Below are 25,797 nucleotides of genomic sequence, written 5' to 3'. Positions count from 1 at the left end.
CGCGCCATGTCGCTTGCGCTGCAGACTTTTTCGAGCGTGAAAGACGCCAACGCCGCGTTGCAGGCCGCTGGGACACGCTATCTCGGCGGCGGCACGCTTGTCGTCCGCGCGGCCAATGAAGGCGATGTTGCCGTCTCCAGCCTGATCCGCGTCAACGATCCCGGCCTCTCGCAGATCGCGGTTTCCGGCGGCAAGGTCCGGCTCGGCGCTTCGGTCACCATGGCCGCGATTGCCCGCCATCCCGAGCTCGCCGCGCTTGCGCCGGCCGCGCGCGCCGTCGGCGGGCCGGCGATCCGCAACATGGCGACCGTCGGCGGCAATCTGTTCGCCCCTGCCCCTTATGGCGATTTCGCGGTGGCGCTGCTGGCGCTGGACGCGACCGTCTTCACCGAAGACGGCGAAGTGCCGATCAAGACCTTCCTGGTCGGCCGTGATGCCAGCCGCGCCATCGTCTCGGCTGTCGGCTTTTCATTGCCTAAAGCCGAGAGCTTCCGCTTCCTGAAAGTATCGCGGGTCAAGCCCAAGGGTGTGTCCGTGCTGAGCATCGCCGCGCTTCTGGAACTCGCACCGGACGGCACGGTGACCTCGGCGCGCATCGCGCTGGGCTGCATGGCCGATCGTCCAATGCGCGCTTTAGCGGCCGAAAAGGCGCTGCTCGGCTGCAAGCTCACCCCGCAGGAGATCGCGCCGGCCCTGACCGCCGCGAGCGAAGGCATCGCGCCGATCACCGACCCGATCGCCAGCGCCTGGTATCGCGCCGAGGTTCTGCCGGTCCATCTCGGCCGGCTGCTGCTTGACTAATATCCGTGGGGACGCGCGTCTGTCCGGCCGACCCGGGCAGGCGCGCAGGGAGGAAAAATGGCGAAGGTCCCGGTTCAATTCACACTCAACGGCTCGGAGAAAGCCGAGTTCGTCGAAAGCGGCACGACGCTGCTCAATGTGCTGCGCGACAAGATCGGCGACACCTCACCCAAGGGGGGTTGCCACCAAGGCACCTGCGGCGCCTGCTCGGTCATCATCGACGGAGAACTCAGGCTCTCCTGCCTGACGCTGGCCGAAACCTGCGGCGGTGCCGACGTCAGGACCACCGCCGGCCTTGCCGAAGGCGGTGTGCTGCATCCGCTGCAGCGCGCCTTCCTCGATGCCTTCGCCACGCAATGCGGCTTCTGCACGCCGGGCATGATCATGGCCGCGAAGGTTCTGCTCGACCGCACGCCCAACCCGAGCCGCGAGGATGTGGTCGAGGCGCTGTCCGGCAACATCTGCCGCTGCACCGGCTACGAGCCGATCATCCAGGCCGTGCTGCTTGCGGCGCTCGCCAACTCGCAGAACGCCGCCTGAGGGAACGAGCCATGGAACTGCGCAAGGATTATTTCGCCGATGTCCGCAAGGACGGCCTGCATGAGATCGGCCAGGGTCGCCCGCGGCTCGACTCGCCGGGACATGTCACCGGCAAGACCGTTTATTTCGCCGACCGAAACTTCCCGGGCATGCTGCATCTGAAGATGGTGCGCAGCCCGCACCACCATGCCCGCATCCGCTCGATCGATACGTCGGAAGCGGAGAAACATCCGGGCGTGGTGCGCGTGCTGACCGCCAAGGACGTGCCGCACAATGTCTACACCATCCTGATCCTGATCCAGATCGGTCCCGAGGACGAAACCGTGCTTGCCGACGGCAAGGTGCGGTGGAAGGGTGAGGCCGTGGTGGCGGTATTGGCCGAGACCGAGCGCGCCGCGCAGGAAGCCGCCGCCAAGGTCAAGGTCGACTATGAGGTGTTGCCGGCCGTCTTCGACATGGAAGAAGCGCTGAAGCCCGGCGCGCCTTTGGTCAACGAATATCACGGCCAGAATTACTACCTCTATGACAGCGGCGAATGCCGCAAGGTGCGCTTCGGCGATGTCGAGGCAGGCTTTGCCCAGGCCGACCACATCCTCGAACAGTCCTACCAGTCCTCGCCGATCGAGCACGCCCCGACCGAAACCACGGGCTGCGTGGTGGCGCCGGAAGGCAATGACCGCTTCACCTGCTACACCAACACGCAGGCGATGTTCTTCACCCTCGACAACGCCTCGATCATCCTGCAGATGCCCGGCTCGAAGCTGCATTTCGTCGGCGGCACCGTTGGCGGTGGCTTCGGCGGCAAGGTCGACGTCGTCGTCGAGCCGATCGCCATCCTCGCGGCCAAGCTGACCGGACGCCCGGTCTGTTTTATCTACAGCCGTGAGGAGGAGATGCAGATCTCCTCGCCGCGCGCCGCCGAAAAGGTGATCATCAAGGACGGCGTCATGAAGGACGGCCGCATCGTCGCGCGCAAGGTGACCGGCTATACCGACGCCGGCGCCTATTCGCGCCACTCGCCCTATGGCGCGCAGAAGGGCGCGGCCCACTATCCAGGCCCCTATACGATCCCGAATGTCTGGATCGACACCTATTGCGTCTACACCAACCGCACCCCTTCGTCGGCCATGCGCGGCTTCGGCGTCACCATCGGCGACTTCGCGCTGGAGGTGCAGATGGACAAGCTGGCGCGGCTGATCGGCATGGATCCGCTCGAGTTCCGCTTCATCAACGCCTATCGCGACGGCGACATGAAGGCGCATCGCCAGCCGACCGAGGGTGCGGCGCTGATCGAATGCATGCAGGAGGCCTCGCGCGTCGCCAACTGGCCGGTGGCGGAAAAGTACATGGCGATGTCCTCCTACAGGAAGGGAGCCTGAGATGGCGATCCGGCGTGGACGCGGCGTCGCCGCGATCAACTATCCGACCGGCATGAATCTCGGCGGCGACCCGACGCAGGCGCTGGTGCATTCGACGCCGACCGGCAACTTCATGGTGACGTTGTCCAGCGTCGATCTCGGCCAGGGCATGAAGCAGATCATGGCGCAGATCTGCGCCGAGACGATCGGCGTGCCGACCGACCGCGTCGTCATCGACACCGCCGACACCGACACCGGCCCGCACTGCATGGGCACCTTCGCCTCGCGCGGCACGCACCGCGCCGGCAACGCCGTCATCCAGGCGGCCAAGGAAGCCCGCCAGGTGATGCTGGAAGTGGCCGCCGAGGAGCTGGAGGTAAACGCCTCCGACCTTGAGACCGACGGTCAGGGCAACATCAAGGTGAAGGGCGCGCCGCAAAGATCGATCTCGATCTTCGATGTGGCGCTGTCGGCGCATTTCAAGCGCGGCCGCTCGATCTCGGGGCGCGGCATGTTTCTCATTCCGCGCTCCTACCCGGAAAAAGAGACCGGCGCGATGAAGCCTTCCACCTGCTACGCCCATGCCTGCACGGTGGCCGAGGTCGAGGTCGACGACGAGACCGGCGAGGTGACGGTGCTCAGTGTCAAGAACATCTTCGAGATCGGCCGTGCGCTCAACCCGAAGATGGTCGAGCAGCAACTGGTCGGCGGCTCCTGGATGGGCATCAGCCACGCGCTCTATGAGACGACCGAGCCCTATTATCCGAACCGCGACCATGGCGGCACCGACTTCAACCAGTATTTGATGCCGGGCCCAGGGGACCTAGCCGAAACCGAGATCATCGTCTTGGAGCGTCCTTCCGCCGATGGGCCGTTCGGCGCCAAAGGACCGGGCGAGATGTGCGCCAACCCGCAGATCCCCGCCGTTGCCAACGCCGTCTTCGACGCGGTCGGCGTGCGCATCGACACGCTGCCGATCACGCCCGAGCGCATCCTGCGCGCGCTGAAGGCGCAGGCGGCGGGCTGAGGGGAGATGACCAGCGCCGACGCCGTTGCGGTCGCGGACTCGCCGGAGGCGATCGCCGCGCGCCTTGCCGCTTCGCGCTACCTGGCCGACGACAGCCTTGCGACGGCGATCTTCCTCGCGATCCGCCTGGGCAAGCCGCTGCTGCTCGAAGGCGCGCCGGGCGTCGGCAAGACCGAGGCCGCCAAGGCGGTGGCCGAACTGCTTGGCCGCGAGCTGGTGCGGCTGCAATGCTACGAAGGCATAGACGCCGGGCATGCGCTTTACGAGTGGAACTATCAGCGCCAGTTGCTCGCCATCCGCCATGCCGGCAAGCACGAGATCGACATCTATGATGACCGCTTCCTGATCGCCAGGCCACTGTTGCAGGTGCTGCGAGCGCCGGAGCAGCGCGTTCTTCTTGTCGACGAGATCGACCGCTCGGATCACGAGTTCGAGGCGCTGCTGCTCGAATTCCTCTCAGACTTCCAGATCAGCATCCCGGAACGCGGCACGATCCGTGCTGCGACGCAGCCGATCGTCATCCTCACCTCCAACCGCACGCGCGAGCTGGCCGAGGCGTTGCGCCGCCGCTGCGTCTATCATTGGATTGGCTATCCCGACGCCCAGCGCGAGGCCGAGATCATCATGCTGCGCGCGGGCGATGTCGCGGAAGCTACCGCACGTGCCGTGGCCAACGCCGTGCAGGAGATCCGCGCGCGGCCTCTGGCCAAGCCACCCGGTATCGCCGAAGCGGTCGAATGGGCGAATGCCGCCACCATCCTCGAAAAAGGCGGCAGCCCGTGGCCGCACGCCTTTCGGCGGGCCATCGGCGTGCTGATCAAGGACGAGGAGGATTTGTTGACGATCGCACCGGAGCTGGGGAGGATTGTCGAGGAGGCGCTAGGGTGAGCCGCGATCTCGACAACCCCTTCTCTCCGTTCACGGGGAGAAGGTGCCCCGAAGGGGCGGATGAGGGGCAGCGCCATGCTAGGCAGAACATGGCGCTGCCCCTCACCTGCCTGCCGGCATTCTCTCCCCGTGAACGGGGAGAGGAGAGCTTGCCTCGTCCCGCAGCCCCCTTCCTCGGCTTCGCTCGTCTGCTGCGCAGCCACGCCTTCGCCATCGCGCCGGAACAGGTGACCAGCTTCATGCAGGCCGTGACCCTGCTCGGCCCGCGCTCGATGAACGACATCCGCGAAGCAGCGCTCGCGACGCTTACGCCCTCGCCCGATCGCCGCGACGAATTCGAAACGCATTTCCGCGCCCATTTCTACGGCGACGCCAAGCCTTCGATCGAAGGCGAGAAGGACGACGAGACCCGCGTCAAGGACGATCGCGGCACGCGCGAGGAAGAGAAGCAAACCATCCGCCAGGAGAAAGGCGGTGAGCTGTCCTCGGCGCTCGAGCAATTGAGCAGCCGCGATTTCCAGCGCGATCCCGATGGTCTCGGCCAGTTCCGCCGCAAGCTCGCCTCCGCCCTCCCCGCGCGCCGTTCTTTCCGCACCATGCGCACCCGTTCGCGCGGCACGCTCGACCTCCGCCGCTCACTCAGCGAAATCGTCACCGCGGACGGCGACATCCCCTCGCCGCTGCTGCGCCGCCGGCAGCCAGTGCCGCGAAAGCTGCTCCTGCTCATCGATGTCTCCGGATCGATGAAGCTGCACACCGCCGACTATCTCAAGCTGGCCCACGCGGCCGTGCAAGGCACCGACCGCGCCGAAGTCTTCACCTTTGGCACGCGGCTCACCCGCATCACCTCGGCGTTGCGCATCCGCGACCGCGGACAGGCGCTCGCCCGCGCCGCAGCGCTCGTCGACGATTGGGACGGCGGCACGCGCATGGGGCCGACATTGCTCGCCTTCCTTTCGGTGCCACGCTTCTCCGCCTTCGCGCGCGGCGCCTGCGTCGTCATCCTGTCCGACGGGCTGGAACGCGGCGATCATTCCGACCTCGAAACCGCGATGCGGCGGTTGAGCGCCCGCGCCTTCCGGCTGTCGCTGGCGAGCCCGCTCGCCGGCGATCCGCGCTTCCGCCCGGCGACGTCGGCGCTCCGCGCCATCCTGCCGGCGCTCGACGACCTGGTCGACGGCTCGTCGGTCAAGAGCCTGACCGATTTCATCCTGTCGCTCGCCCGCCCGGCCCCGGCGGCGGAAGCCATCTGGAAAAGGGTATCGTGATGCAGAAAGCCATCGACGCGCATTTCCACATCTGGCGCCAGAAGGACCAGCCCTGGCTGGTCGGACCGATGGTGCCGCGCATCTTCGGCCCCTACGAGCCGATCCGCCGCGACTATCCGATCACGGAGTTCCTCGAGGACCAGAAAGGCTCGGGCGTCGAGAAGGCCGTTTATGTCCAGACCAACTGGGCCAAGGAGGATTTCGAGAAGGAGGTCGCCTTCCTGCAGAAGACCGCCGACGAAACCGGCTGGCCGCACGCCATCGTCGGCTATGCCGACATGACGGTCGACGATGTCCGCCCGCAGATCGACCGGCTGATGAAATACAGGCTGCTGCGCGGCGTGCGCATGCAGCTCCACTGGCACGAGACGCCCGCCTTCCGCTTCGCCGCCTCGGCCGACCAGGTGATCGATCCGAAAGTGCGGAAGAACGTCGCGCGTTTGAAGGACTACGGCCTCTCCTTCGACCTGCAGCTTTTCCCGGCGCAGATGAAGGACGGGCTGACGCTGGTCGGCGAAAACCCTGAGACGAATTTCATCCTCACCCATGCCGGCATGCTGACCGGCATGGAGCCGGAAACCACCGAAGCCTGGCAAGCTGGCCTCCGCACGCTTTCAGCGGCGCCCAATTTCTACGCCAAGCTGTCAGGCCTCGGCACTTTCGAGCATCGCAACGATCCCGAGCTCATCGCCTACATCGTCGACAACGCCATCGAAATCCTCGGCAGCGACCGGCTGATGTTCGGCTCGAACTTCCCGATCGAGAAGCTCTGGACCAGCCATGCCGAGCTGATCCAAGCGCACCGGGCAGCGGTGGCGAAGCATGGCGCGGCGGCGCAAGCGGATATCTTCTGGAACACGGCGGAGAAGGTGTATCGGCCGGTGTAGCGCGGCTTTACCTTCTCCCCTTGTGGGAGAAGGTGGATCGGCGCGAAGCGCCGAGACGGATGAGGGGTGCTCCATCGGAGTGAGACGGTGGCATTCCCTGGAACACCCCTCATCCGACCGAGCTTCGCTCGGCCACCTTCTCCCACAAGGGGAGAAGGAGAAGCTGGCGCTTCACTTGACCTCGAATTGCGGATCGAGCGGGATTTGCATTGCCGTCACCAGATGGTTGGTCTGTCCCGCAAGCCCGATGATCGACACAAGCTCGCCATGCTGCGCGTCGGTCATGCCCTTGGCCCGTGCGGCGGCGGTATGCGAGTGGACACAGTAGGAACAGCCATTGGCGGTCGAGACCGCGATATAGATCATTTCCTTGGTCAGCGGATCGATGGCGCTGTCGGCGACCATCACTGCCTTGAGCTGCTCCCACACCCGCTTCAGCGATGCGGGATCATTGGCCAGTCCGCGCCAGAAATTGTTGACGAAGTCGGACTTCCGCGTCGCGCGGATATCGTCAAACACGGCCTTCACCGCCGGGGTCTTTTCGACCTCGGCATCGCTGAGCAGTTTTGTGGTGGCCATGGTGTTTCCTTTCGTTTGAATCGCTGGTCGAGGTCGTTGAACCAAGGTTGCGCATAGACAGCTAACGTGTTTGTCCGATTCAGTTTTTAGCTCGAAGCAACACACTGCCGCGGAAATTGGCCGAAGCACCTCAGCATCATCATTCCAGGGCGGAGCAAGGAGCGAAGCGACGCGCGCAGACCTTGGAATCCATTCCGTGACCTCGCGCGAAGGGTGCGGCGGAGCAGAATTCTGGACCGTAGCCGCGCCTGAAAGTCGCGGCATGGATCCTCGGGTCTGCGCGCGTCGCTGCGCTCCTTGCTCCGCCCGTGGATGACGACGTCGCGGAGGCTCCGGCCAATTGTCAAGGTGCCACCAGCGACACCCTAGTGCACCGCCGCGTACATGATCTTCTCCTCCGTCGCCTCCGCTGGCGAGAACTCTTCCACGATGCGGCCCTGTCGGCAGACCAGGATGCGGTCGGACAGGTTCATGATCTCCGGCAGGTAGGACGAGATGACGACGACGGCGAGGCCCTCGTCGGCCAGTCGGTTGACGATCTGGTGGATCTCGGCGATGGCGCCGACATCGACGCCGCGTGTCGGCTCGTCGAAAATGACGATGCGCGGCTGCTGCACCAGCCCCTTGCCGATCACCACCTTCTGCTGGTTGCCGCCGGAAAGCTCGACCACGCGGGCGTTGTCGTTGATCGCCTTGATGTTGAGTGTCTTGGTCCATTCGGCCGAGAGCTGCCGCATCTCCTGCTGGTTGATCACCCAGGCCTTTTCGCGGCCCGCGGCGAGCAGGCCGCCGAACAGGTTCTCGGCGATGCCCATCGTCTCGAAGATGCCTTCGCTCTTGCGGTCCTCGGTGACGTAGACAATGCCGTCGGCCACCGCCTCGCTCGGCACCAGATAGCGTACCGGCTTATCGTCCAATTCAATCGCGCCGCCGCGCAAAAAGTCGCGCTTGTAGATGCCCGAGACGATCTTGAATGTCTCGGTACGGCCCGACCCGATCAGGCCGAACACGCCGGTGATCTGGCCCTCGAAGATCGAGAAGGAATTGTTGCGCACGATGTTGCTCATCGAGATGTCCTGCACCGAGAGCACTTTCTTGCCGGCCTTGCGCAGCTTCGTCTCGTCGCGCTGGCGGTAGATCTGTCCCGACAGCGACCGCCCGACCATGGCGGCGACGATCCTGTCGCGGTCGAAAGCCGATGTTTGGTCGGTGATCACCAGTTCGCCGTCGCGCAGGATGGTGATGCGGTCGGCGATCATCAGCGCCTCCTCCAGCGCGTGGCTGATGAAGACGATCGATACGCCGCGCGCTTTGAGCCTCCGGATCAGCGCGAAGAAATGGCGCTTCTCCTCCGGCGTCAGCGTCGCCGTGGGTTCGTCGAAGATGATGATCTCGGCATTATGGTGGACCGCGCGCGCGATCTCGACCATCTGCCGCTTGGCAGCACCCAGCGTCGCCACCATCGCATTGGGATCGACCGGAAAATTCAGCGACTGCAGGAATTGCTGCGCCGAGATGTAGGTGCCGCGCAGCCGGTTGAGGAATTTCTCGGTGCCGAGATAAAGGTTCTGCGCCACCGTCATCGACGGCACCAGGCTGGTCTCCTGGAACACCATGGCGATGCCCGCTTCCAGCGCGGCGTGCGGCGATGCATAAGCCGTCTCGACGCCCTTGTGGAACATCTTGCCCGACGTGGCGTCGACGACGCCGGCAATGATCTTGGTCAGCGTTGACTTGCCGGCGCCGTTCTCGCCAAGCAGCGCATGGATCTCGCCCTTCCGCAGATCGAAGGTGACGTTCTTCACCGCCGGAACGCCGCGATAGGTCTTGGTGACGTTTTCCAGACGGACGATCAGTTCCATCAGAAACCTCCCGAAGCGAGGTCGAGCGCCAGCACGCAATCACCGCCCTTCGAGGCGACGAACAGGCGCCCGTCCTTTTCCGCCACGCTGCAGATGCCGTGCCGCGTGCCGTTGGCGCGGCTGTGCAGGCTGAATTGCGGCTGCATGGTTCGGTCGAGCCTGACTACGAGCCCATAGGAGCGGCTGGGCGACCACGGCTTGTGGATGCCCATGGTGCGGATGCCGCCGCATTGCAGCGGCTCGAGGAAGCTGCGGTTGGAGGCCAGCGCCGGCGCAATCCAGTAGGCCGGCGGCACCTGGTCGATCATGTCGCGGCGATAATGCGTTTCCTGCAGCACGAATTCGATCAGCCGGTTGCGCGGCGCAAAAAGGGTCAGCCACGCGCCGCCATCGTCGGCAGGCGCCAGCCGCGCCGGGTAGCCGGGCAGATGCGTCAGCACCGTCAAGCGGCTTCCGTTCGCGCCGTCAAAGCGCACGAGCTGGTGGCGCCAGCTTTCGCTCACCAGCACGTTGGCGCCGACCGGGTGAAGTCCATAGGGAAAGGCGATGTCGCCGGCGATCTTCTGAAAACCGATGCCACCCGCCCCGCACCGCCACAGCGAACCGGATGCGCCCTTCTTCATCAGGTCGGCCGCCCATTGCGACGGAGCATGTTCGCTGGAGCCATTGGCCAGCCACAGCGTGCCGTCATCGGCATAGGCAAGCGCTGTGATGCACCTTAATTCGGCCGGGAGCGAAACCTCCTCGCCGGCGATCAGCAGTCTGCCGCTCTCCAGCCCGACCGTCAGGTCGCCCGATGGTGACAGCGCCAGGGCGGTCACGGGGGATTGAAAGGTTTCGACCGCGACGGGCTCGGAACCGGCCGCAACCGCCAGGAGAGCGTTGCCGCTGGAGACAAGCAGCCGCCCGTCAGACGCCAGCAGATTGTCCGGCTCGCTCAGTTCGGCGAAGGCCGGCGCGTCGTCCAGCCGCGTGTTGGGACGGAAGGCGCCGTCGAGCGGCGGAATGGTGACCGCTCTGCCGCGAAAGACATCCAGGATCGGATCGAGGATCATGGCTTGCCTCCCCAATAGGAGGCGGGGCTCGTCCAGCTCGGGTCTGCGCCTTCGATCCTGTAGCGCCCGATGCGGTTGTTGAGGATGCCGCCGACGAACAGATATCCCTTGTGCTCGCGCATCGAGGTGACCATCGGATGCGCGTTGCCGGAAAGATCGCCGAGCGTCTCGACGATGCCGCCCTTCTCGTTGAACTTCACCACGCCGCCGGTGTTGATGTTGGGAAACAGCCATTCATCCTGCGGCAGGCGCCGGGTCATGCGCTTGCGCATGTCGGGATGGCGCAGCGACAGGTCGAAGCTTGGCGTGCGCATGCCGAGCCAGGCCATCCAGTAATTGCCGTCGGAGGCACGGTTGATGTTGTCGGGATAGCCCGGCATGTCACGGATGACGCATTCGGCGGTGCCGGCCTTCGGCCCTTCCAGCCAATAGCGGTGCACGCGGCAGGCCCAGCTTTCGGCGAAGAACAGCGACTTGCCGTCATGCGCCATGCACACGCCGTTGGTGTAGCGGTAGCCGTCCAGCAGCGTTCTGGTCGAGCCGTCCTTGGGATCATAGACGAGCAGCCGGCCCGTGGCGCGGTTCTCGATCGAGTCCAGCGCCCAATCATGGGCGTCATAGCGCTTGGTCGAATCCGTAAAATAGATGCGGCCGTCAGGCGCGATGTCGCAATCGTTCGGGTCCCGCAGACGCGCATCGTCGACGATCGAGGTCCAAGAGCGCGCCGTCTCTGCCGAGAGGCGCTTCACCTCCCGGTCCGGCGAGACCGAATAGAGCCCCATGGCGCCGACGCAGCTGATCATATTGCCGTCCCGGTCGAAGGCGAGCCCCAGCGGAAAGCCGCCGATATGGGCAAAGACTTCGGAACGCCGGTAGTCCGGTGCGAAGAAGCGGACGATCTCGCCGTGGCGGGTGCCGCAATAGAGATGGTCGCCGCGGTCGAGGATGACGTCCTCGGGTCCTTCCAGCTCGCCGAGCCCGATATGGTCCGCGGCCGAGAGCCGATTGTCGAGTTCGTAGGACGTGCCGGAACCGGGCGCGGCCGATTGGGTCTCGCCCATCTTGAGGTAGACCGGCGCGACATAGACCTCGTTCAGCACCTTGTGGCGGTTCTTCAGCCAGCGGATGTCGATGGTGACGGCGACCGCCAAGAGGATGCCGAGCACCATCTGGTTGGTGCCGGTGCCGTAGCCGAGCCGGATCAGCCCGTTGGTCATGGTCAGAACGATGATGGCGCCCATCAGGCCTTTGACCACCGAGCCGCGTCCGCCGCCAAGGCTGACGCCGCCGACCACCGCCGCCGTCAGCGCCATGATCTCGAGATTGAGGCCGGTGCCCGGCCCCGCCCCGCTCAACCGGCAGGCGATCAGGAAGCCGCCGATCGAGGCGCAGAAGCCGGAAAAGACGTAGGTCATGAACACGGTGCGCCGCACCCGGATGCCGGCATTATGCGCCGAACGACGGGAGCCGCCGACCGCCAGCACATGCCAGCCCGGGCGCGAGCGCGTCAGCGCGATATGCGTGATGACGGCAAGGATAATGGCCAGCCAGACCGAGACCGACAGGCCCCAGAACGTGCCGTCGCCGATGAAGTCGAGCACATCGGAACTTGCCTGGGAAAGCTGCACGTCGGCGGCATAGGTGGTGACGAGGATGTCGAACAGCGCCCGCCCGAAAATGAAGGTGACCAGCGTGGTGAGGAAGGCGCGCAGCCTGAGATACCCGACCAGGTAGCCATTGATGGCGCCGAAGACGAGCCCCGTGCAAAGTGCCGCGGCCAACGCGAGCCAGATCGACTGTTCGAGGATGAAGAAGACGTAGACGGCGGAAAAGCAGGACAGCGCGAAGATCGAGCCCACCGAAAGATCGATGCCGCCGCCCAGCATCACCACGGTCATGCCGATGACGACCAGCGAGAACTCGCCGAGCTGGCGCGTCGATTCCTGCAGCGAGGTGAGCTTGAAGAAGCCCGGAATGATCGAGTCGAACACGCCGAGCGTCGCCACCAGCGCCAGGAAGGGTATGGCGTTGTCGGTCCAGCGCTTGGTCAAGATCTCGCCGACCAGATGGTCGGGCACGAGGTTGTAGCGCCAGGCCTGGAGGCGTTCACGGAAATTCATCGGCTGCCGCTGTCATTAAAACGGGAAAGAGGTGGCCGGAACGATCCGGCCACCTCATGGGATGCTCTTGGGGCGGCGCGGTTTATTTCGCGGCCGCTTCGGCTTGCAGCGCCTTCAGGTCCCAGCAGCTGTCGGGCTTGAGGTCGGCCTTGGTCGTCGCCTTCTCCAGCGTGTAGATATAGGTGTGCGAGGTGCCGGCCGGCTGGCCGCTCTGCAGCAGGAACTTGATGATGGCGTTCATGTCGCCCGACTGGCGGGCAAGATCGGTCATCACCACGGCGCCATAGGTGCCGTCGTTCAGCTTGTCGCAATCGGCCGCCTTTTCGCCGCCGCCCGTGGTGACCAGGAACACCTTGCCGTCGAGCTTGGCGTCGCGGATCGCGGCCGAGGCGCCGGTGGCGTCGCCGTCCCAGAAGTCGATGATCGAGCATATATCCGGGTGCTGCTGCAGCATCGTCGTCGTCACGTTGCGCGACGTGGTCGCATCCCAATTCGAGTCGGGCTTGGCCACCACCTGGAAGTCGGGATGCTTCTCCAGCACCTTCATGATGCCGGCATACTGGTAGAGGCTAGACGAGTTCGCCTGGTCGCCCTGCACCAGCCCGATCTTCTTGGACGAATTCTCGCCGCAGCCCTTGATCGCCGCTTCGGCTTCGAGCTGGCCGAGCTTGTCCCAGTCGCTGCCGACGAAGGCGTCGGCCGGGAAGTTGGCCGGATTGTCGACCAGGATCACATATGTGCCGGCGGCCTGCGCCTTCTTCATCAGCTTCGAATAGGAGTTGAGGTCGGGCGCATGGATGATCAGTACGTCCGGCCTGGTATCGGAAGCGATGGCGTCGGTGATCGCCTGCGCGCCGGCATCAACCACCCAGTTCGGATCGCGGGTTTCGAATGTGCCGCCCCAGGCCTCGACTTCCTTCTTCAGATAGTGCGCCCAGCCCTGCGCCAGGTCGAAGCCCATCGCCAGCGGCACCAGCATTACGCGCTTGCCGTTGAGCGCCTTGGCATAGGCGGCGGGGCCTGGATCGTCGGCGGCGAAGCCCGGCGCCGCGAAGGCGGTAACGGCGAGCGCCGTGGCGGCGGCCATCAATGTCCTGATTAGTTTCATGTCACACCTCTGGTTCGGTTTTCATTGCCGGCCGATCGTCACGATCGCGCCGGGTACCCGAGAGCAAGATGGGCTAGCCCATCCGCTCTAAATGTCGCCTTGTTGCGCCGTCTGCTCGTCGCGCGGATTGATGATGCCGTCGACGATGATGGCGCCGAGCAGGATCGCCGCCTTGATCAGGTTCTGGTAGAGAAGCGGAATGTCGATAATGGTCATGGCGTTGAGCAGGATGCCGATCAGCGCCGCGCCCACCAGCACGTTGCGCACGCCGCCCCTGCCGCCCGAAAGTCCGATGCCGCCGATCACCGCCACCAGGACGATGTCGTAGAGCAGCGTCGAGTTGACGATGCGGGTGTTGATCGAATGCAGGCTGGCCGCAGTCAAAAGCCCGGCGATCAGCGCCACGAAGGCGGAGAGCACGTAGCGCAGCACCAGCATGGGCCGCACCGGAACGCCGATGTTGCGGGCAGCGACCGGATTGTCGCCCGCGAAATAGATGAAGCGGCCCCATTTGGTGTAGCGCAGGAACAGGAACATCAGGAAAGCCAGACCGGCGAAGACGAACACCTCGACCGGAATATCGAGGGAGCGGACGCCGCCGAGCAGCTCGACCCAGTGTCCGCCGGGCACCGGCACGGCATCCTGCGTAATCAGTTGCGAGCGCACATAGCCGAACACGAAGGAGCCGGTGGCCAAGGTCACGAAGATCGCCGGCACGTCGGCATAGGCGACGAGAAAGCCGTTGAGCAGGCCGATGGCTAAAACGCTCGCCAGCACATAGACGAAGGCGAGCCCGTCCGAGGTTCCGGTGTTGAGCAGTTGCAGGTACCAGGCGACCGACATCGCCATGATCGCCACCGCCGACAGGTCGATGCCGCGGCCGATGATGACGACCGCCATGCCAAGCGCCAGAATGCCGAGCACCGAGACCGAGCGCACGATGGCCACCAGATTGTCGGCGGTCAGGAAACCGGGCAGGCCCAGCGCAGCGGCGGCGAACAACAGGATGGCGATGGCAAAGACGATGCCTTCCTGATTAAGGCGCCTCCAGTTCGGCCAGCCGATCGCATTCATCGCTTGTGTCTTTCGCCCCGTGGGCAAGGCCTTGCCGGCCCTCACCCCGCATGAAAGCTAATCGGCTCAACAGCGGCTCGTCAAATGAATCCGCGTTCAAGAACCGCGCCTCTCCGACTATTTTCCGAGTGGACGCATCAATTGCCGCAACTGGCGCAATAGCTGGAAACTCTTGGATTTTTGGCGGTTCGTTGCCGTGATCGCACGGCGCGCGGAAGAACCTGTTCGGACCCCGCGGGACCGGCGCAATTCGAGTCCGCAAAATGCGCCCGGCACGACGTCAATTGTTCGCTGAATGGCCCGAAACCTCTGCGCCGGCATTGGCGGCAGGAGCATGCACACACCGCCGTGGCGCCGGCCCAGTCCAGAGCTTATCCAACAAACTTCCGTGTCGCCGTCTCGCCTGTTATGGATGAGCCCGGGGGGTGGGCCGAGGAAAACGCATGAAGCCGATTTATATCGACTACCTCAATGCTCTCGATATCGAAGCGCTTGCCATGACGGACGCCGAGATTATCGGCGCCGTCGAAGCCGGGCTCGTCGCGCAGGGCAACGGCCAGACTGTTATCGAGCCGCGCGTCCATCTCGAGCCCGACCCGTCCTTTCACGGCCACTTCAACGTGCTGCGCGGCTATGTGGCGCCGCTCGACGCCGCCGGCGTGAAGATCGTCGGTGACTATGTCGACAACTACAGGCATGGCCTGCCGTCGGAATTCGGCATCCTCAACCTTTTCGATCCGCGCACCGGCACGCCGCGCGCCATCCTCGACGCTACCGTCATCACCGATATGCGCACCGGCGCGGTCACCGCCATCGGCGCCAAGCATTTGGCGAAGAGGTCGTCCAAGGTACTCGGCCATATCGGCGCGCGCGGCACCGCCTATTGGAACGTGCGCCTGCTCGACCACCTCTTCGACTTCGACGAGATCCGCGTCCACTCACGCCGCCCCGAAAGCCGCGATAGATTTGTCGCCAGGCTGGCGGCCGACCTCGGCAAGCCGGTCATGGCCGTGGCTGACTGGAAAAGCTGCGTCGAAGGCGCCGACATCGTCGTCGAAGCCTCGCGGCTGCCGGAACCGCAGCCGCTGCTCAAGACCGAATGGATCAAGCGCGGCGCGTTGGTCGTGCCCTATGGCACGATGAGCGCGGTCGAGCTGTCATTGACCGATATCATGCAGAAGATCGTCGTCGACGACTGGGGCCAGTGCAAGGGCGGCAAGTTCGGCTCGCTGCGCGCCCATGTCGAGACGGGACGGCTGAGCGAGGCGACGCTGCACGCTGAGCTCGGCCAGATCGCGGCCGGCCTCAAAGCCGGCCGGCAAAGCGATGGCGAGACGATCCTGTTCTGGCATCGCGGCCTCTCGTTGTCCGACATTGCGCTGGGCAAGGCCATGCTCGCCAAGGCCGGCGAAAACGGCATCGGCCAGAGGCTGCGCTTCGCATGAGCCCGCTCGTTCTCACCGGCGCCGGCATCAGCATCGAGGATGTGGTTGCCGCCGCGCGCAACGCCTGCAAGGTCGAGATCACGCCTGCCGTCCTGGAAAAGCTCGACAAGGCTCGCCAGGTCCTCGATGCGGCCGCGGCGGGCGGCCAGCAGATTTACGGGCTGAACACCGGGCTCGGCGCCAATCTCGTCACGGCTGTCGAAGGCGACGCCGGCGCCTTCCAGCGCCAGCTGATCGAAGGCCGCAGCGCCGCGGTCGGCGAGGCCCTGCCGGTGCCGGTGGTGCGGGCGGCGATGTTCTCCCGCCTTGCGATGCTCGCCGCCGGCGGCTCGGGCCTGTCGCCGCGCGTGTTCACCGCGCTGGTCGAGGCGCTCAATGCCGGCGTGCATCCCGTGATGCCGTCGCTGGGTTCGATCGGCGCCGGCGATCTTCTGCTGATGACGGCGGTCGCCCGCGTGCTGATCGGCGATGGCGAAGCCGAATATCAGGGCCGCCGCATGCCTGCCGCCAAGGCGCTGATGATGGCGCGGCTGGCGCCCGTCACTCTCTCGCCGAAGGACGGTCTCTCCCTGATCAACGCGTCGGCCGTTTCCGTCGGGATCGGAGCGCTGGCGCTGACCGATGCGCTGTCGGCGCTCGAACAGCAGCAGCAGGCCGGCGCGCTGACGATGGAAGGCATCGGCGCCAACCGCACCATTCTCGATCCGCGCCAGCATCAGGCACGCCCGGGTGCCTGCCAGCAGCTTGCGGCGAAAGCCCTGCGCGACCTGCTGGCCCGCGATGAAGCGCCGGCGCCGACAACCATCCAGGATCCGCTGTCGATCCGCTGCATGCCCTCGATCCACGGCGCGCTGATCCAGGCGATCGACCATGCCAGGTTGGCGATCGAGATCGAGCTCAACGCCGCGGCCGACAACCCGCTGGTGCTTGCCGAGGACGAGCTGGTCATGTCGACCGGCAACTTCCACACCGCGTCGCTGGCGCTCGCCTTCGAGACGCTTGGCCTTGCGATCGCGCAATGCGCGGCGGCATCCGCCGCGCGCTTTGTCCAGCTCACCGGCTCGACCCGCCATGGCCTGCCGAAATACCTCTCGCCGGTGGGCGGCGCTTCCGCCGGCTTCGTGCCGCTGCAGAAGACGGTGACGGCGATACTGGCCGCGATCCGCCACAAGGCCAATCCGGTAATGCTCGATTTCCTGCCTGTATCCGAGGGCGTCGAGGATCACGCCACGCAGACGCCGCTCGCCGTCGCGAAATGCGCCGAGATGATCGTGCTGTGGCGGCGGCTGATTACCTTCGAGCTGATGGCGGCAGCGCAGGCGGTCGATTTGCGCGAGGGTATGACGCTCGCGCCGGCCACGGGCACAATCCACGCGGCCGTGCGCTCGCATGTGGCGACGCTCAAAGAAGACAGACCGCTCGGCATCGACGCCGAAGCGCTTTACGCCGCCCTCGCCAGCGGAATCTGGCAAGGTCCCCCGGCAACGGGCTGACGCTTTTCGACTCTTGGTTCAGGGCTTTGCGTCCACCTTCCTCATGAAGAGGGTGAGTTCGTCCGGATCCATGTGCACGACATGCCTGTCTTCCGGATAGGCGCCGCTGTTAACGTCGGCGACATATTCGGAAAACGCCGCAATGCGCTCCTGCTGAAGCCGGTCATATTCGGCGGCGAAGTTGCGATAAACTTTCGAGTGGCGCGGCATGTGACCGCGATTGGCGCCGAGAATATCCTCGGCGAACAGATATTGCGCGTCGCAGCCCGTGCCGGCGCCCATCGACAGCATGATCAGCGATGTGCGCTCCGAGATCGCCTTCGCCACTTCCACCGGCACCACCTCGATCTCGGCGCCGATCGCGCCGGCCGCTTCCAGCTGCTTGACCGCCTCGAACACCTGCATGGCCGTATCGGCTGTCTTGCCGACCGCTTTGAAGCCGCCAGTCCAGGTCGCGCGCGACGGGATCAGGCCGACATGGCCGATGACCGGGATGGCGTCGTCGGCCATGCGCTTGATCGTGGCGTAGCCGGCGCTGCAATAGACCGCGTCGGCGCCGGCTTTGTAGAGCCGGAACGACCAGCGCACGAAATCGTCGGCCGTGCCGATCTCGAAGAAATTGTCGCCCGGCATGGTGAAGAGGCTGGGCGCGGCGTCGCGATATTGCGGGTTGAGAACCAGGTCCGGCGGCACCGAGACGATGTCGACCCCTGCCCGCTCGGCGGCCTCGGCTTCCTCCAGCGTCAGCACGCGCAGCATGGTCAATTGCCGCTTGCCCTTCATGGCGCGCAGATCGGCAACGGTCGGTCTCTTCCGGCTCATCGGTTACATCCTGTTTTGTCTGGCGGCTTTCAGCCGATATCGATCATCACCTTACCGGCCTTGACCTTGACCGGATAGGTCTTGAGGTTGACGCAGACCGGCGCGCCCTTGGCCTGGCCGGTCTTGTAGTTGAAGCGGCCATTGTGCTTGGGGCATTCGATGATGTCGTCCATCACTAGCCCGTCGGCGAGATGGGCCTTTTCATGCGTGCAGTATCCATCGGTCGCGAAGAAGGCGTCGTCCGGCGAGCGATAGATCGCGAAAGTGCGGCCGCCATGATCGAAGCGGATCACATCCTCCTCGTCCACGTCGTCGACCGCGCATGCTTCGACCCATTCCGCCATCGTCTGTCTCCATTTTGCCTAAGCTGCGCCTATTCGGCGGCCGCGGCCGTTATGTCGAGATCATGGAATTCGCCGCGATACGGCTTGGCCGTCGCCGGCAATTCGCGCTTGAGATAATAGTCCTCGTATTTCAGTTGCCTGAGCAGCACCGGCCAGACCTCGCGATAGGCATGCCACATCGACGGGTTCGCCACCGGTAGATCGTGCTTGATCAGCTCATGCAGCTTCGGCAGGGCGTGGTACGGCACCATCGGGAACATGTGGTGCTCTACATGGTAGTTCATGTTCCAGTAGATGAAGCGGCTGATCGGGTTCATGTAGACGGTGCGCGTGTTCAGCCGGTGATCGGTGACGTTGTCGGCCAGCCCGATATGCTGCAACAGCCCCGTCAGCACCATGTGCCAGGTGCCGTAGAGCCGCGGCAGGCCGATCAATACGAGCGGTATCCATGATCCAAGCGCGATCGCGACAGCAATCGTCGCGGCGTAGGCGACCATATGCCAGCGCGCCGCGATCACCGCTTTGTGCTGCTCCATTTCCGGAATGTAGCTCTTCTCGTCGTCCGACAATCTGCCGAAGGCCTGGCGCACCAGCGTCGGCAGCGAATAACGGAAGTCGAGGATGCCGGTGAAGGCCAAAGCCGCCTTGATGAGGTCCGGCGGCCGCATCACCGCGATCTCGGCGTCGCGACCGACGATGATCGTGTCGGTGTGATGGCGCGCATGGCTCCAGCGCCACTGCACCGGATTGCGCATCAGCATGAATGAGGCGATGTGATAGACGACATCGTTCATCCAGCGCGTGCGGAAGGCAGTGCCGTGGCCGCATTCGTGCCAGCGCGAGTCGCTCGACGAGCCGTAGAGCACGCCATAGACGAACAGGAACGGCACGACCCACCAACTGCCCCAGAACCAGACGATGCCGGCCGCCGAGCCCAGGATCGCGACGATCCAGATGATGGTGTCGCGGATCGCCGGCCCATCGGAGCGCTGCATCAATTCCTTCATGGTCTTGCGCGGCACGTCGGTATGGTACCACTCGGCCGAGGCGAGCCCGGTCTCGATCGCAAGCCGAGTGCTTTCGCCGACAAGGCTGTAGTCGCGCTTGGTGCTGCCGGCCATCGCCATCGTCATATTCCCCAGCCGTCAAACTCCGTTGGCGCAGAATTTCTCATCGAGGAATTTTTTCGCGCGCGGCACGTCGTCCTCGGTCAGGTGCTCGATGATCACCGGGATGTTCGGATGCTTCTCGCTGAGCCGCTTCAGATAGAGGTCGTAGTTCAGCGCGCCGAGGCCCGGCGCCGGCAGCTCGATCTCGCCGACGCCGCGGAAGGTAAGCCCCTCATGCGCGTCCGCATCGCCGATATCGGCATGCTTCTCGGACTTGTCGTCGCCCGAGCGCTTGACGTCCTTGGCATGCGCGATCCTGATCTTGTCGCTCAGCGTGTCGAACACCTGGTTCAGCACATGGTCCATGCGGTCGATGTTGTGCGCCTCGAAGTAATTGGTCGGATCCATCAACAGGCCGAGACCGGGGTGGTCGACCTGTGCGAACATCCTGACCGTCTCCTCGACCGAACCGACGACGTTGTTGACATAGGTCTCAAGCAGAAACACGGCGCCGTGGTCGTAAGCCGTCCGGGCAAGGTCGGAAATCACTTTGCGGCATTCCTCGAACCCCTCCTCGGTCTTATTCTTCGGGTGATGCACCCAGTCGGACTCGGTGTTGTAGGTGCCGGTTTCCGAGATCACGTAAGGCGAGCCGAAATGGCGCGCATTGCGGATAATCTCCTTCAGATACGCCAGTCGCCTGTCGCGCTCGGTCTTGTCCGGATGAATGATGTTGGTGTAGCCGGACACGCAGCAGACTGGCAGGTTATGATCGCGAAAAGTGTCGCGCACTTTCCGCGCCTTTTCCGTGGAGATCTGCCCGGCCGACAGGTCGATATCCTTGAAATGCAGGTCGAGCTGCACGGTGTTGAAGCCGAGCGCACGGATGCGCCTGGCGGACTCTTCCAGCTCGTAGGGAAAATAGCCTGTGAAGATACCTGCCTGCATCATGAGGTGAAGTCCTCTGGGTAAGCGATTCAGTTGCCCTGCCTTTTAGTCGCCTAGTCGACAGAGATTTCGGACAGCCTGATCGTGCGACCTTCCGCCATCGAACGGTAGCCGGCCTCGACCAGCGCCATGGTCTTGACGTTGTCGGCGACCGACAGCGCCGGCGGCGTGCCGGTCTTCAGCGCGTATTGCAACTGCTCCATGACGCCGATGAATGCATGCGGAAACCACATCGTCTCCCAGCTTGGGCTGACCCATTTGCCGCCCGTCGTTTCGCTCGAGGCATGGGTCAACGTCGACGCGACGCCCTTCGGCCATCCAATCGTGCCCTTGGCGACGCCCTTGATGCCGTCGACCCGCCAATTGATGTGCTGATCGTCCTCGTAACCCTCCTGGCGCGGGCCGGACCAGACGTCCTCCAGCGAAACGGCAAGCACGCCCGAGGGGAAGCGCAGCGTCGACACGGTGATGCCGTCCGAGTGCTCGAACGCCGTGCGCGGATCCTTGCGCGTCAGCGTGGTTATCTCCTCCGGTTCGCCAAAAAGGAAACGCAGCACGTCGAGGTGATGCACGCTCATATTGGCGAGCGTCAGTCGGTCGTAATCGGCAAGGAAGGTCTGCCAGTGCGGGATCGCGTGCATGTCGATCTGGGCAAAGACGATGTCGCCAAGCGCGCCGCTGTCTATGATCTGCTTCAAGACGCGCATCGACTGATCATAGCGCATGTTCTGATTGACCGAGAGGATCTTGCCGGACGCAGCCGTTTCGTCGCGCAGCTTCACAGCTTCCTCGACCGAAAGCGCCAGCGGCTTCTGCGCCAAGATCGCTTTGACGTGCGGCTGCTTCAACGCATGGCGGATCAAAGCCGGTTGCTGATCGGGCGGAAAGGCCAGATCGACGATCTCGACCTGGCTGTCCTCGATCAATTGCTCCGGCGTCTCGTGGACGGTCGCAATATTCCAGCGATCGGCGACCTTCTGCGCATTGGCTTTGGTGCGCGATGCTATGGCGACCACCGGAAAACCGGCTTCGTGATAGGCGGCGAGATGGCATTCGGCCATGATCATGCCGGCGCCGATGCAGCCGATCCGGTATTCCCTGACCCGAACTGTCACGTCCGGTTCGAAGTCTATACTCCCCATCCATTCCTCCCTTGGAGGATGGATATAACGCCATGGTCCGGACCACAGCCAAGGCCCGCGCCATCATTTCCCATCAGTCAGGCCGCAATCAGCACCGTGCTGTCCGGCGACCAGCTGAGTACGACGGGCTGACCCTCTGCGAGGCGTTCGGCACCGGTGTTCTGGACGATCACCTTCAAAGTCTGGCCGTCGCGGTCGACGAAATAGGTGCTGTTGTTGCCGGCGAAGATGCGCTTTGAGACCTGCCCCGTGAGCGTGTTGACATTGGCTGGATCGGGCTTTGCCGCGCCGGGCGAAATCCGGATGCGCTCGGGCCGAACGGCGCAGCTCGCCTTGGCGCCGGCCGGCACCGATGCGCCTGTCGAAGCCGCGATCGTCGTGCCGTCGGGCAGCTTGATCCCTGAGCCGGTCGCGTTGCCGCGAAAGATATTGGCGTCGCCGAGGAAAGTCGCGGCGAACTCGCTTTGCGGCCTGTCGTAGATCTCTTCCGGCGGTCCTTCCTGCACCAGCCTGCCGTCGCGCAATATGCCGATGCGGTCGCTCATCGTCAGCGCCTCTTCCTGGTCGTGGGTGACGAAAATGGTCGTGATGCCGATCTCGCGCTGGATGCGCTTCAGCTCGATCTGCATGTCGACGCGCAATGCCTTGTCGAGCGCGCCGAGCGGCTCGTCGAGCAAGAGCACGCGCGGCTTGGTAACGATGGCCCGCGCCAGCGCCACGCGCTGGCGCTGGCCGCCGGAGAGCTGGTGCGGCTTGCGCCCGCCGAGCTTGCCGAGCTGCACGAGATCGAGCGCGCGTTGCACTTCCGCAGCGATTGTCGCTTTCGGCTCGCCGCGCACCGACAGGCCGAAGGCGATATTGTCGACGACGCTCATATTGGGAAACAGCGCATAGTTCTGGAACACCATGCCGATGCGCCGCTTTTCGACCGGCACGCGCTCGACGCTCTCGCCGCCGATCGCAATGCGGCCGGAATCCGGAAAATCGAAGCCGGCGATCTGACGGAGCAGCGTGGTCTTGCCGCTGCCGGATGGTCCGAGCAGCGCATAGAAGCCGCCATCGGCAAAGTCGATCGAGACATCGTCCAGCGCCTTGTGCGCGCCGAAGCTGCGCGAAACGTTCGCGACCTGGAGGCCAGCCATTATTTCTCTCCGCCAAACTTGAAGAAGCGCGCCGTGAGCAGCATCAGCGCCATCGACACGACAATGATGATCGTCGAGACCGCGTTGATCTCGGGCGTGAAACCCTTGCGGATCGCGGCATAGATTTCGACCGGCAATGTCGTCTGGCCGGGCGTCGACAGGAAATACGAGACCACGAACTGGTCGAACGACACGGCGAAGGCGAACAGCCCGCCGGCGATCACCCCAGGCATGATCCACGGCAAAGTAACCCGCATGGTCACCTGCCACTGGTTGGCGCCGAGCGAGCGCGCCGCTTCCTCCAGCTCTGGCGCAAAGGTCTGCAGCCGGGCCGACACGACGACGATAACATAAGGTAGCGCCAGCGCGACATGGCCGAGCAGGATTGCCACCAGCCCGCGGCCGATGCCGACGTCGAAGAAGAAGATCAGCATTGCCGTGCCGGTGATTAGCCACGGGATGGCGATAGGCGGGAAGAGCAGCGCCTGCAGGACTTTCTTGCCGCGGAAGTCGTAACGGTAGAGCGCCAGCGAGGCCATCGAGCCCAGCACCGTCGAGATCAAAGTGGTGATGACGGCGATCTCGATGCTGTTCCAGGTCGCCGCGATCAACTGGTCGTTCTGCCAGAGCGATGAATACCAGTCCGTCGTCCATTCGAACGGCAATTGGTAGAAGGGCGAAGCGTTGAAGGACATCGCCGCCATGATGATGATCGGCAAATAGAGGAAGCCGAGCAAAAGCACGATGTAGAAGCGCCCGAGCCATTCGAGGATGCGCGTCGTCGCCATCACGCAGCCCTCCGCAGGACAGGCGCGGCCAGCGCCAGGATGATCAGCACGACCGCGAGCAGGATAAAGGAGAGTGCCGCGCCCAGCGGCCAGTTGAAGACGGCGACGAACTGGTCCTCGATGATGGTGCCGTAGAAGGTACCGGTGCGGCCGCCGAGGATGCGCGGCTCCATGAAGGAGCCGACTACCGGTACGAAGATCAGCGCGGCACCCGCGATCAGGCCCGGCATCGACAGCGGGATGATCACCCGCCACAGCACCTGCCGCCGCGATGCGCCAAGCGAGCGGCCCGCCTCGATCAGCGAATCATCGATGGCCTGCAGCGTGAGATAGCAGGTCAGCACCATATAGGGCACATAGGAGTGCACCAGGCCGATGATGACGGCTGGGTAGGAATACATGAGATCAATGTTGATCTTGAACGGCAGCACCGCATTGAGCGCGGTGTCGAGGATGCCGCCTTCGCGCAGCACCATCGCCCAGGAGAAGATGCGCACCAGCCCGTTCGACCAGAAGGGCAGGATAACGAGCAGGAAGATCGCCTCGCGGCTGCGCCCTTTCAGCACCTTCGCAAGCACATAGGCCGCCGGGTAGCCGATGACGACGCACCACAGCGTCACCTCCAGCCCGAGCCGCAGCGATGAAAACAACAGCGTCGAATAGAGGCTCTGCGAGAAGAAAGCTGCGTAGTTGCCGAGCGTGAACGACCATTCCTTTCCGGCCAGCGGCAGGTCGGTCATGAAGGAGAAGAACACCATGGCCGACAGCGGCAGGAAGATCGCCACCGTCAGCCACAGATAGGCCGGAAGGAGAAGCGGCAAGGCCGGCCTCAGTCCGCGGCGCGAACCGATCGCAAGCTGGTCAGCCATCTGCCTCTCCTCACCGAAAGACGTGATTACTTCACGTTGACCTTCAGCTCCTGCCACAGCGCCAGGTATTTCTCGCGCTGCGCGTCGGTGATCGGCGCCTGGAACTGGATGCGCTTTGCGACCTCGGGGCTGCCCATGACCTTGCGGTTGAAGGCGTCCTCGGGCAGCGCGTCGACAGCCTTGGTGTTGGCCGAAACCGGCGCGCCAACCTTGGTGACCCATTCGACGTAGAATTTCGGGTCGATCATATAGTTGATGAAGGCCTCGGCGCCCGCGACATTCTTCGAGCCGACCGGGATCGAAAAGGCGTCGAGCCAGGCGACGGCGCCTTCCTGCGGGATGACCAGCGAGACCGGCAGCTTGAAATGGGTCTTGGCGCGGTCGGCCGAGCCGCTCCAATAGGTGCCGATGTCGATCTGGTTGGAGGCGACCATCTGGTTCCAGTCGTTCTCCGAGCTCCAGAAGGTCTTGATCTGCGGCATCAGCGAGGTGAGCTTCGCCTTGACCGCGTCCATATCCTTGATGTCGTTGATGTCCTGCCCCGACGCGATCGCGCCGAACTGCACCGCCTCGACGGCGTCGTCGCGGATGATGACGCGGCCCTTATGCGCCGGGTTCCACATTTCGGCGATGCTCGTCGGCGGCTTGTCGAAGGATTTGTCGTTGATCGCCAGAGCCGTCAGGCCCCACACCCACGGCACGCCATAGACCTTGCCGTCATGATTGAGCATCGGCGAGCTGGCCTTGTCCTTGGCGATGTCGGCATAGTTGGAAAGCTTCGAGACATCGATCGGCTGGATCAGCTTGCCGGCCATCGCCTGGTCGTTGAAGGCGGCGTTGATCATGACGACGTCGTAGAGGCCGGGATTGGTGCGGATCTTGGTCAGCATCTCCTGTTCGGAGTTGAAGAAGTCGTTGACCACCTTGAAGCCGGTCGCCTTCTCGAAATTGGCGACCGCCCAGGGCTCGTCGGCGCCATAGCCCTTCCAGTTGAGCACATGCACTTCCTCGGCGGCCTGTGCTCCAAGCGTAAATGCTGAGACGAAGACGGCGGTCGCCGTCAGGAAAGCGGTCAGTCTTGGCATGCGCATGTTCTTTTCCTCTCATTGTTTGCCCGATTGACGGGCT

General features: G+C 64.2%; 24 protein-coding genes. 9 read left to right on the top strand and 15 right to left on the bottom strand.

All coding sequences use genetic code 11. The features are described 5' to 3' along the window. Positions 1-6 precede the first annotated feature (6 nt). The 7 genes from LB520_RS22875 (at position 7) to LB520_RS22845 (ending at position 6,769) form a co-directional block, all read left to right on the top strand. Positions 7-801, top strand: coding sequence for an FAD binding domain-containing protein (locus LB520_RS22875; RefSeq protein WP_224639474.1), 795 nt, complete (start codon positions 7-9; stop codon positions 799-801). Positions 802-858: 57 nt separating this feature from the next. Continuing rightward, positions 859-1,341 carry a (2Fe-2S)-binding protein gene (locus LB520_RS22870; protein ID WP_224544897.1) on the top strand — a complete coding sequence of 161 codons (483 nt, stop codon included), beginning with the start codon at positions 859-861 and terminating at the stop codon, positions 1,339-1,341. An 11-nt stretch (positions 1,342-1,352) separates the two neighbouring features. After that, positions 1,353-2,720 carry a xanthine dehydrogenase family protein molybdopterin-binding subunit gene (locus LB520_RS29185; protein WP_263483797.1) on the top strand — a complete coding sequence of 456 codons (1,368 nt, stop codon included), beginning with the start codon at positions 1,353-1,355 and terminating at the stop codon, positions 2,718-2,720. A 1-nt stretch (position 2,721) separates the two neighbouring features. After that, positions 2,722-3,726 carry a xanthine dehydrogenase family protein molybdopterin-binding subunit gene (locus LB520_RS29180; protein WP_263483796.1) on the top strand — a complete coding sequence of 335 codons (1,005 nt, stop codon included), beginning with the start codon at positions 2,722-2,724 and terminating at the stop codon, positions 3,724-3,726. A 6-nt stretch (positions 3,727-3,732) separates the two neighbouring features. Further along, positions 3,733-4,614 carry an AAA family ATPase gene (locus tag LB520_RS22855; RefSeq protein ID WP_224639473.1) on the top strand — a complete coding sequence of 294 codons (882 nt, stop codon included), beginning with the start codon at positions 3,733-3,735 and terminating at the stop codon, positions 4,612-4,614. Between the two features lie 89 nt (positions 4,615-4,703). Beyond that, positions 4,704-5,882, top strand: coding sequence for a VWA domain-containing protein (locus tag LB520_RS22850; protein WP_318012126.1), 1,179 nt, complete (start codon positions 4,704-4,706; stop codon positions 5,880-5,882). After that, positions 5,882-6,769, top strand: coding sequence for an amidohydrolase family protein (locus LB520_RS22845; RefSeq protein WP_224639493.1), 888 nt, complete (start codon positions 5,882-5,884; stop codon positions 6,767-6,769). Before LB520_RS22850 ends, LB520_RS22845 begins: the two co-directional genes overlap by 1 nt. A gap of 171 nt (positions 6,770-6,940) precedes the next feature. Here LB520_RS22845 and LB520_RS22840 read toward each other — a convergent pair whose 3' ends face one another. The 6 genes from LB520_RS22840 to LB520_RS22815 all read right to left on the bottom strand — a co-directional run bounded on the left by LB520_RS22840 (position 6,941) and on the right by LB520_RS22815 (position 14,567). Then, complete coding sequence (locus LB520_RS22840) at positions 6,941-7,348, bottom strand: carboxymuconolactone decarboxylase family protein (RefSeq protein ID WP_224639471.1); 408 nt, start codon at positions 7,346-7,348, stop codon at positions 6,941-6,943. Between the two features lie 365 nt (positions 7,349-7,713). Continuing rightward, positions 7,714-9,210 (bottom strand): sugar ABC transporter ATP-binding protein, encoded by a 1,497-nt coding sequence (locus LB520_RS22835; protein WP_224639470.1) that lies wholly within the window; start codon positions 9,208-9,210, stop codon positions 7,714-7,716. Then, positions 9,210-10,265, bottom strand: a complete 1,056-nt coding sequence (locus tag LB520_RS22830; RefSeq protein ID WP_224639469.1) for a hypothetical protein — start codon at positions 10,263-10,265, stop codon at positions 9,210-9,212. Before LB520_RS22830 ends, LB520_RS22835 begins: the two co-directional genes overlap by 1 nt. After that, positions 10,262-12,385: an ABC transporter permease gene (locus tag LB520_RS22825; protein WP_224639468.1), complete on the bottom strand. Its 2,124-nt coding sequence runs from the start codon at positions 12,383-12,385 to the stop codon at positions 10,262-10,264. Before LB520_RS22825 ends, LB520_RS22830 begins: the two co-directional genes overlap by 4 nt. Before the next feature lie 82 nt (positions 12,386-12,467). Continuing rightward, on the bottom strand, positions 12,468-13,493 hold the full coding sequence (locus LB520_RS22820) for a sugar ABC transporter substrate-binding protein (RefSeq protein WP_224639467.1): 1,026 nt from the start codon (positions 13,491-13,493) through the stop codon (positions 12,468-12,470). Between the two features lie 87 nt (positions 13,494-13,580). Further along, positions 13,581-14,567 carry an ABC transporter permease gene (locus tag LB520_RS22815; protein ID WP_224639466.1) on the bottom strand — a complete coding sequence of 329 codons (987 nt, stop codon included), beginning with the start codon at positions 14,565-14,567 and terminating at the stop codon, positions 13,581-13,583. Between the two features lie 443 nt (positions 14,568-15,010). On the opposite strand from LB520_RS22815, the gene LB520_RS22810 reads away from it, so the two are divergent. Further along, the gene (locus LB520_RS22810) at positions 15,011-16,012 is read left to right on the top strand and encodes an ornithine cyclodeaminase family protein (protein WP_224639465.1); all 1,002 of its coding nucleotides are present in this window, start codon (positions 15,011-15,013) and stop codon (positions 16,010-16,012) included. After that, on the top strand, positions 16,009-17,505 hold the full coding sequence (gene hutH / locus LB520_RS22805; protein WP_224639464.1) for a histidine ammonia-lyase: 1,497 nt from the start codon (positions 16,009-16,011) through the stop codon (positions 17,503-17,505). The genes LB520_RS22810 and hutH overlap by 4 nt, the downstream gene beginning before the upstream one ends. 18 nt (positions 17,506-17,523) lie before the next feature. Here hutH and LB520_RS22800 read toward each other — a convergent pair whose 3' ends face one another. The 9 genes from LB520_RS22800 to LB520_RS22760 all read right to left on the bottom strand — a co-directional run bounded on the left by LB520_RS22800 (position 17,524) and on the right by LB520_RS22760 (position 25,760). After that, positions 17,524-18,327, bottom strand: coding sequence for a 3-methyl-2-oxobutanoate hydroxymethyltransferase (locus tag LB520_RS22800; RefSeq protein ID WP_224639463.1), 804 nt, complete (start codon positions 18,325-18,327; stop codon positions 17,524-17,526). A gap of 29 nt (positions 18,328-18,356) precedes the next feature. Beyond that, positions 18,357-18,671, bottom strand: coding sequence for a MocE family 2Fe-2S type ferredoxin (locus LB520_RS22795; protein ID WP_224639462.1), 315 nt, complete (start codon positions 18,669-18,671; stop codon positions 18,357-18,359). A 29-nt stretch (positions 18,672-18,700) separates the two neighbouring features. Beyond that, the gene (locus LB520_RS22790) at positions 18,701-19,792 is read right to left on the bottom strand and encodes a fatty acid desaturase family protein (RefSeq protein WP_224639492.1); all 1,092 of its coding nucleotides are present in this window, start codon (positions 19,790-19,792) and stop codon (positions 18,701-18,703) included. A gap of 24 nt (positions 19,793-19,816) precedes the next feature. Further along, positions 19,817-20,731: a sugar phosphate isomerase/epimerase family protein gene (locus tag LB520_RS22785; RefSeq protein ID WP_140838907.1), complete on the bottom strand. Its 915-nt coding sequence runs from the start codon at positions 20,729-20,731 to the stop codon at positions 19,817-19,819. Between the two features lie 50 nt (positions 20,732-20,781). Then, the gene (locus tag LB520_RS22780) at positions 20,782-21,870 is read right to left on the bottom strand and encodes a Gfo/Idh/MocA family protein (RefSeq protein ID WP_224639461.1); all 1,089 of its coding nucleotides are present in this window, start codon (positions 21,868-21,870) and stop codon (positions 20,782-20,784) included. Positions 21,871-21,947: 77 nt separating this feature from the next. Further along, positions 21,948-23,012 carry an ABC transporter ATP-binding protein gene (locus LB520_RS22775; RefSeq protein WP_224639460.1) on the bottom strand — a complete coding sequence of 355 codons (1,065 nt, stop codon included), beginning with the start codon at positions 23,010-23,012 and terminating at the stop codon, positions 21,948-21,950. After that, the gene (locus LB520_RS22770) at positions 23,012-23,800 is read right to left on the bottom strand and encodes an ABC transporter permease (protein WP_224639459.1); all 789 of its coding nucleotides are present in this window, start codon (positions 23,798-23,800) and stop codon (positions 23,012-23,014) included. The genes LB520_RS22775 and LB520_RS22770 overlap by 1 nt, the downstream gene beginning before the upstream one ends. Further along, positions 23,800-24,669, bottom strand: coding sequence for an ABC transporter permease (locus LB520_RS22765; protein ID WP_224639458.1), 870 nt, complete (start codon positions 24,667-24,669; stop codon positions 23,800-23,802). The genes LB520_RS22770 and LB520_RS22765 overlap by 1 nt, the downstream gene beginning before the upstream one ends. A gap of 26 nt (positions 24,670-24,695) precedes the next feature. Further along, entirely contained in the window at positions 24,696-25,760 is a 1,065-nt protein-coding gene (locus tag LB520_RS22760) for an ABC transporter substrate-binding protein (protein ID WP_224625571.1), read from the bottom strand. Positions 25,761-25,797 lie beyond the last annotated feature (37 nt).

Source organism: Mesorhizobium sp. CA12 (assembly GCF_020165255.1).
In the GTDB taxonomy this organism is placed as follows: domain Bacteria; phylum Pseudomonadota; class Alphaproteobacteria; order Rhizobiales; family Rhizobiaceae; genus Mesorhizobium.
The sequence above is the reverse complement of the archived record's forward strand: the minus strand, read 5'-3'. Positions and strand labels throughout refer to the sequence as shown.

Excerpts from the sequence above, each read along its gene's own strand:
- LB520_RS22875 (WP_224639474.1), top strand. The coding sequence starts at position 7 with ATGTCGCTTGCGCTGCAGACTTTTTCGAGCGTGAAAGACGCCAACGCC.
- LB520_RS22870 (WP_224544897.1), top strand. The coding sequence starts at position 859 with ATGGCGAAGGTCCCGGTTCAATTCACACTCAACGGCTCGGAGAAAGCC.
- LB520_RS29185 (WP_263483797.1), top strand. The coding sequence starts at position 1,353 with ATGGAACTGCGCAAGGATTATTTCGCCGATGTCCGCAAGGACGGCCTG.
- LB520_RS29180 (WP_263483796.1), top strand. The coding sequence starts at position 2,722 with ATGGCGATCCGGCGTGGACGCGGCGTCGCCGCGATCAACTATCCGACC.
- LB520_RS22855 (WP_224639473.1), top strand. The coding sequence starts at position 3,733 with ATGACCAGCGCCGACGCCGTTGCGGTCGCGGACTCGCCGGAGGCGATC.
- LB520_RS22850 (WP_318012126.1), top strand. The coding sequence starts at position 4,704 with ATGGCGCTGCCCCTCACCTGCCTGCCGGCATTCTCTCCCCGTGAACGG.
- LB520_RS22845 (WP_224639493.1), top strand. The coding sequence starts at position 5,882 with ATGCAGAAAGCCATCGACGCGCATTTCCACATCTGGCGCCAGAAGGAC.
- LB520_RS22840 (WP_224639471.1), bottom strand. The coding sequence starts at position 7,348 with ATGGCCACCACAAAACTGCTCAGCGATGCCGAGGTCGAAAAGACCCCG.
- LB520_RS22835 (WP_224639470.1), bottom strand. The coding sequence starts at position 9,210 with ATGGAACTGATCGTCCGTCTGGAAAACGTCACCAAGACCTATCGCGGC.
- LB520_RS22830 (WP_224639469.1), bottom strand. The coding sequence starts at position 10,265 with ATGATCCTCGATCCGATCCTGGATGTCTTTCGCGGCAGAGCGGTCACC.
- LB520_RS22825 (WP_224639468.1), bottom strand. The coding sequence starts at position 12,385 with ATGAATTTCCGTGAACGCCTCCAGGCCTGGCGCTACAACCTCGTGCCC.
- LB520_RS22820 (WP_224639467.1), bottom strand. The coding sequence starts at position 13,493 with ATGAAACTAATCAGGACATTGATGGCCGCCGCCACGGCGCTCGCCGTT.
- LB520_RS22815 (WP_224639466.1), bottom strand. The coding sequence starts at position 14,567 with ATGAATGCGATCGGCTGGCCGAACTGGAGGCGCCTTAATCAGGAAGGC.
- LB520_RS22810 (WP_224639465.1), top strand. The coding sequence starts at position 15,011 with ATGAAGCCGATTTATATCGACTACCTCAATGCTCTCGATATCGAAGCG.
- hutH (WP_224639464.1), top strand. The coding sequence starts at position 16,009 with ATGAGCCCGCTCGTTCTCACCGGCGCCGGCATCAGCATCGAGGATGTG.
- LB520_RS22800 (WP_224639463.1), bottom strand. The coding sequence starts at position 18,327 with ATGAGCCGGAAGAGACCGACCGTTGCCGATCTGCGCGCCATGAAGGGC.
- LB520_RS22795 (WP_224639462.1), bottom strand. The coding sequence starts at position 18,671 with ATGGCGGAATGGGTCGAAGCATGCGCGGTCGACGACGTGGACGAGGAG.
- LB520_RS22790 (WP_224639492.1), bottom strand. The coding sequence starts at position 19,792 with ATGGCCGGCAGCACCAAGCGCGACTACAGCCTTGTCGGCGAAAGCACT.
- LB520_RS22785 (WP_140838907.1), bottom strand. The coding sequence starts at position 20,731 with ATGATGCAGGCAGGTATCTTCACAGGCTATTTTCCCTACGAGCTGGAA.
- LB520_RS22780 (WP_224639461.1), bottom strand. The coding sequence starts at position 21,870 with ATGGGGAGTATAGACTTCGAACCGGACGTGACAGTTCGGGTCAGGGAA.
- LB520_RS22775 (WP_224639460.1), bottom strand. The coding sequence starts at position 23,012 with ATGGCTGGCCTCCAGGTCGCGAACGTTTCGCGCAGCTTCGGCGCGCAC.
- LB520_RS22770 (WP_224639459.1), bottom strand. The coding sequence starts at position 23,800 with ATGGCGACGACGCGCATCCTCGAATGGCTCGGGCGCTTCTACATCGTG.
- LB520_RS22765 (WP_224639458.1), bottom strand. The coding sequence starts at position 24,669 with ATGGCTGACCAGCTTGCGATCGGTTCGCGCCGCGGACTGAGGCCGGCC.
- LB520_RS22760 (WP_224625571.1), bottom strand. The coding sequence starts at position 25,760 with ATGCGCATGCCAAGACTGACCGCTTTCCTGACGGCGACCGCCGTCTTC.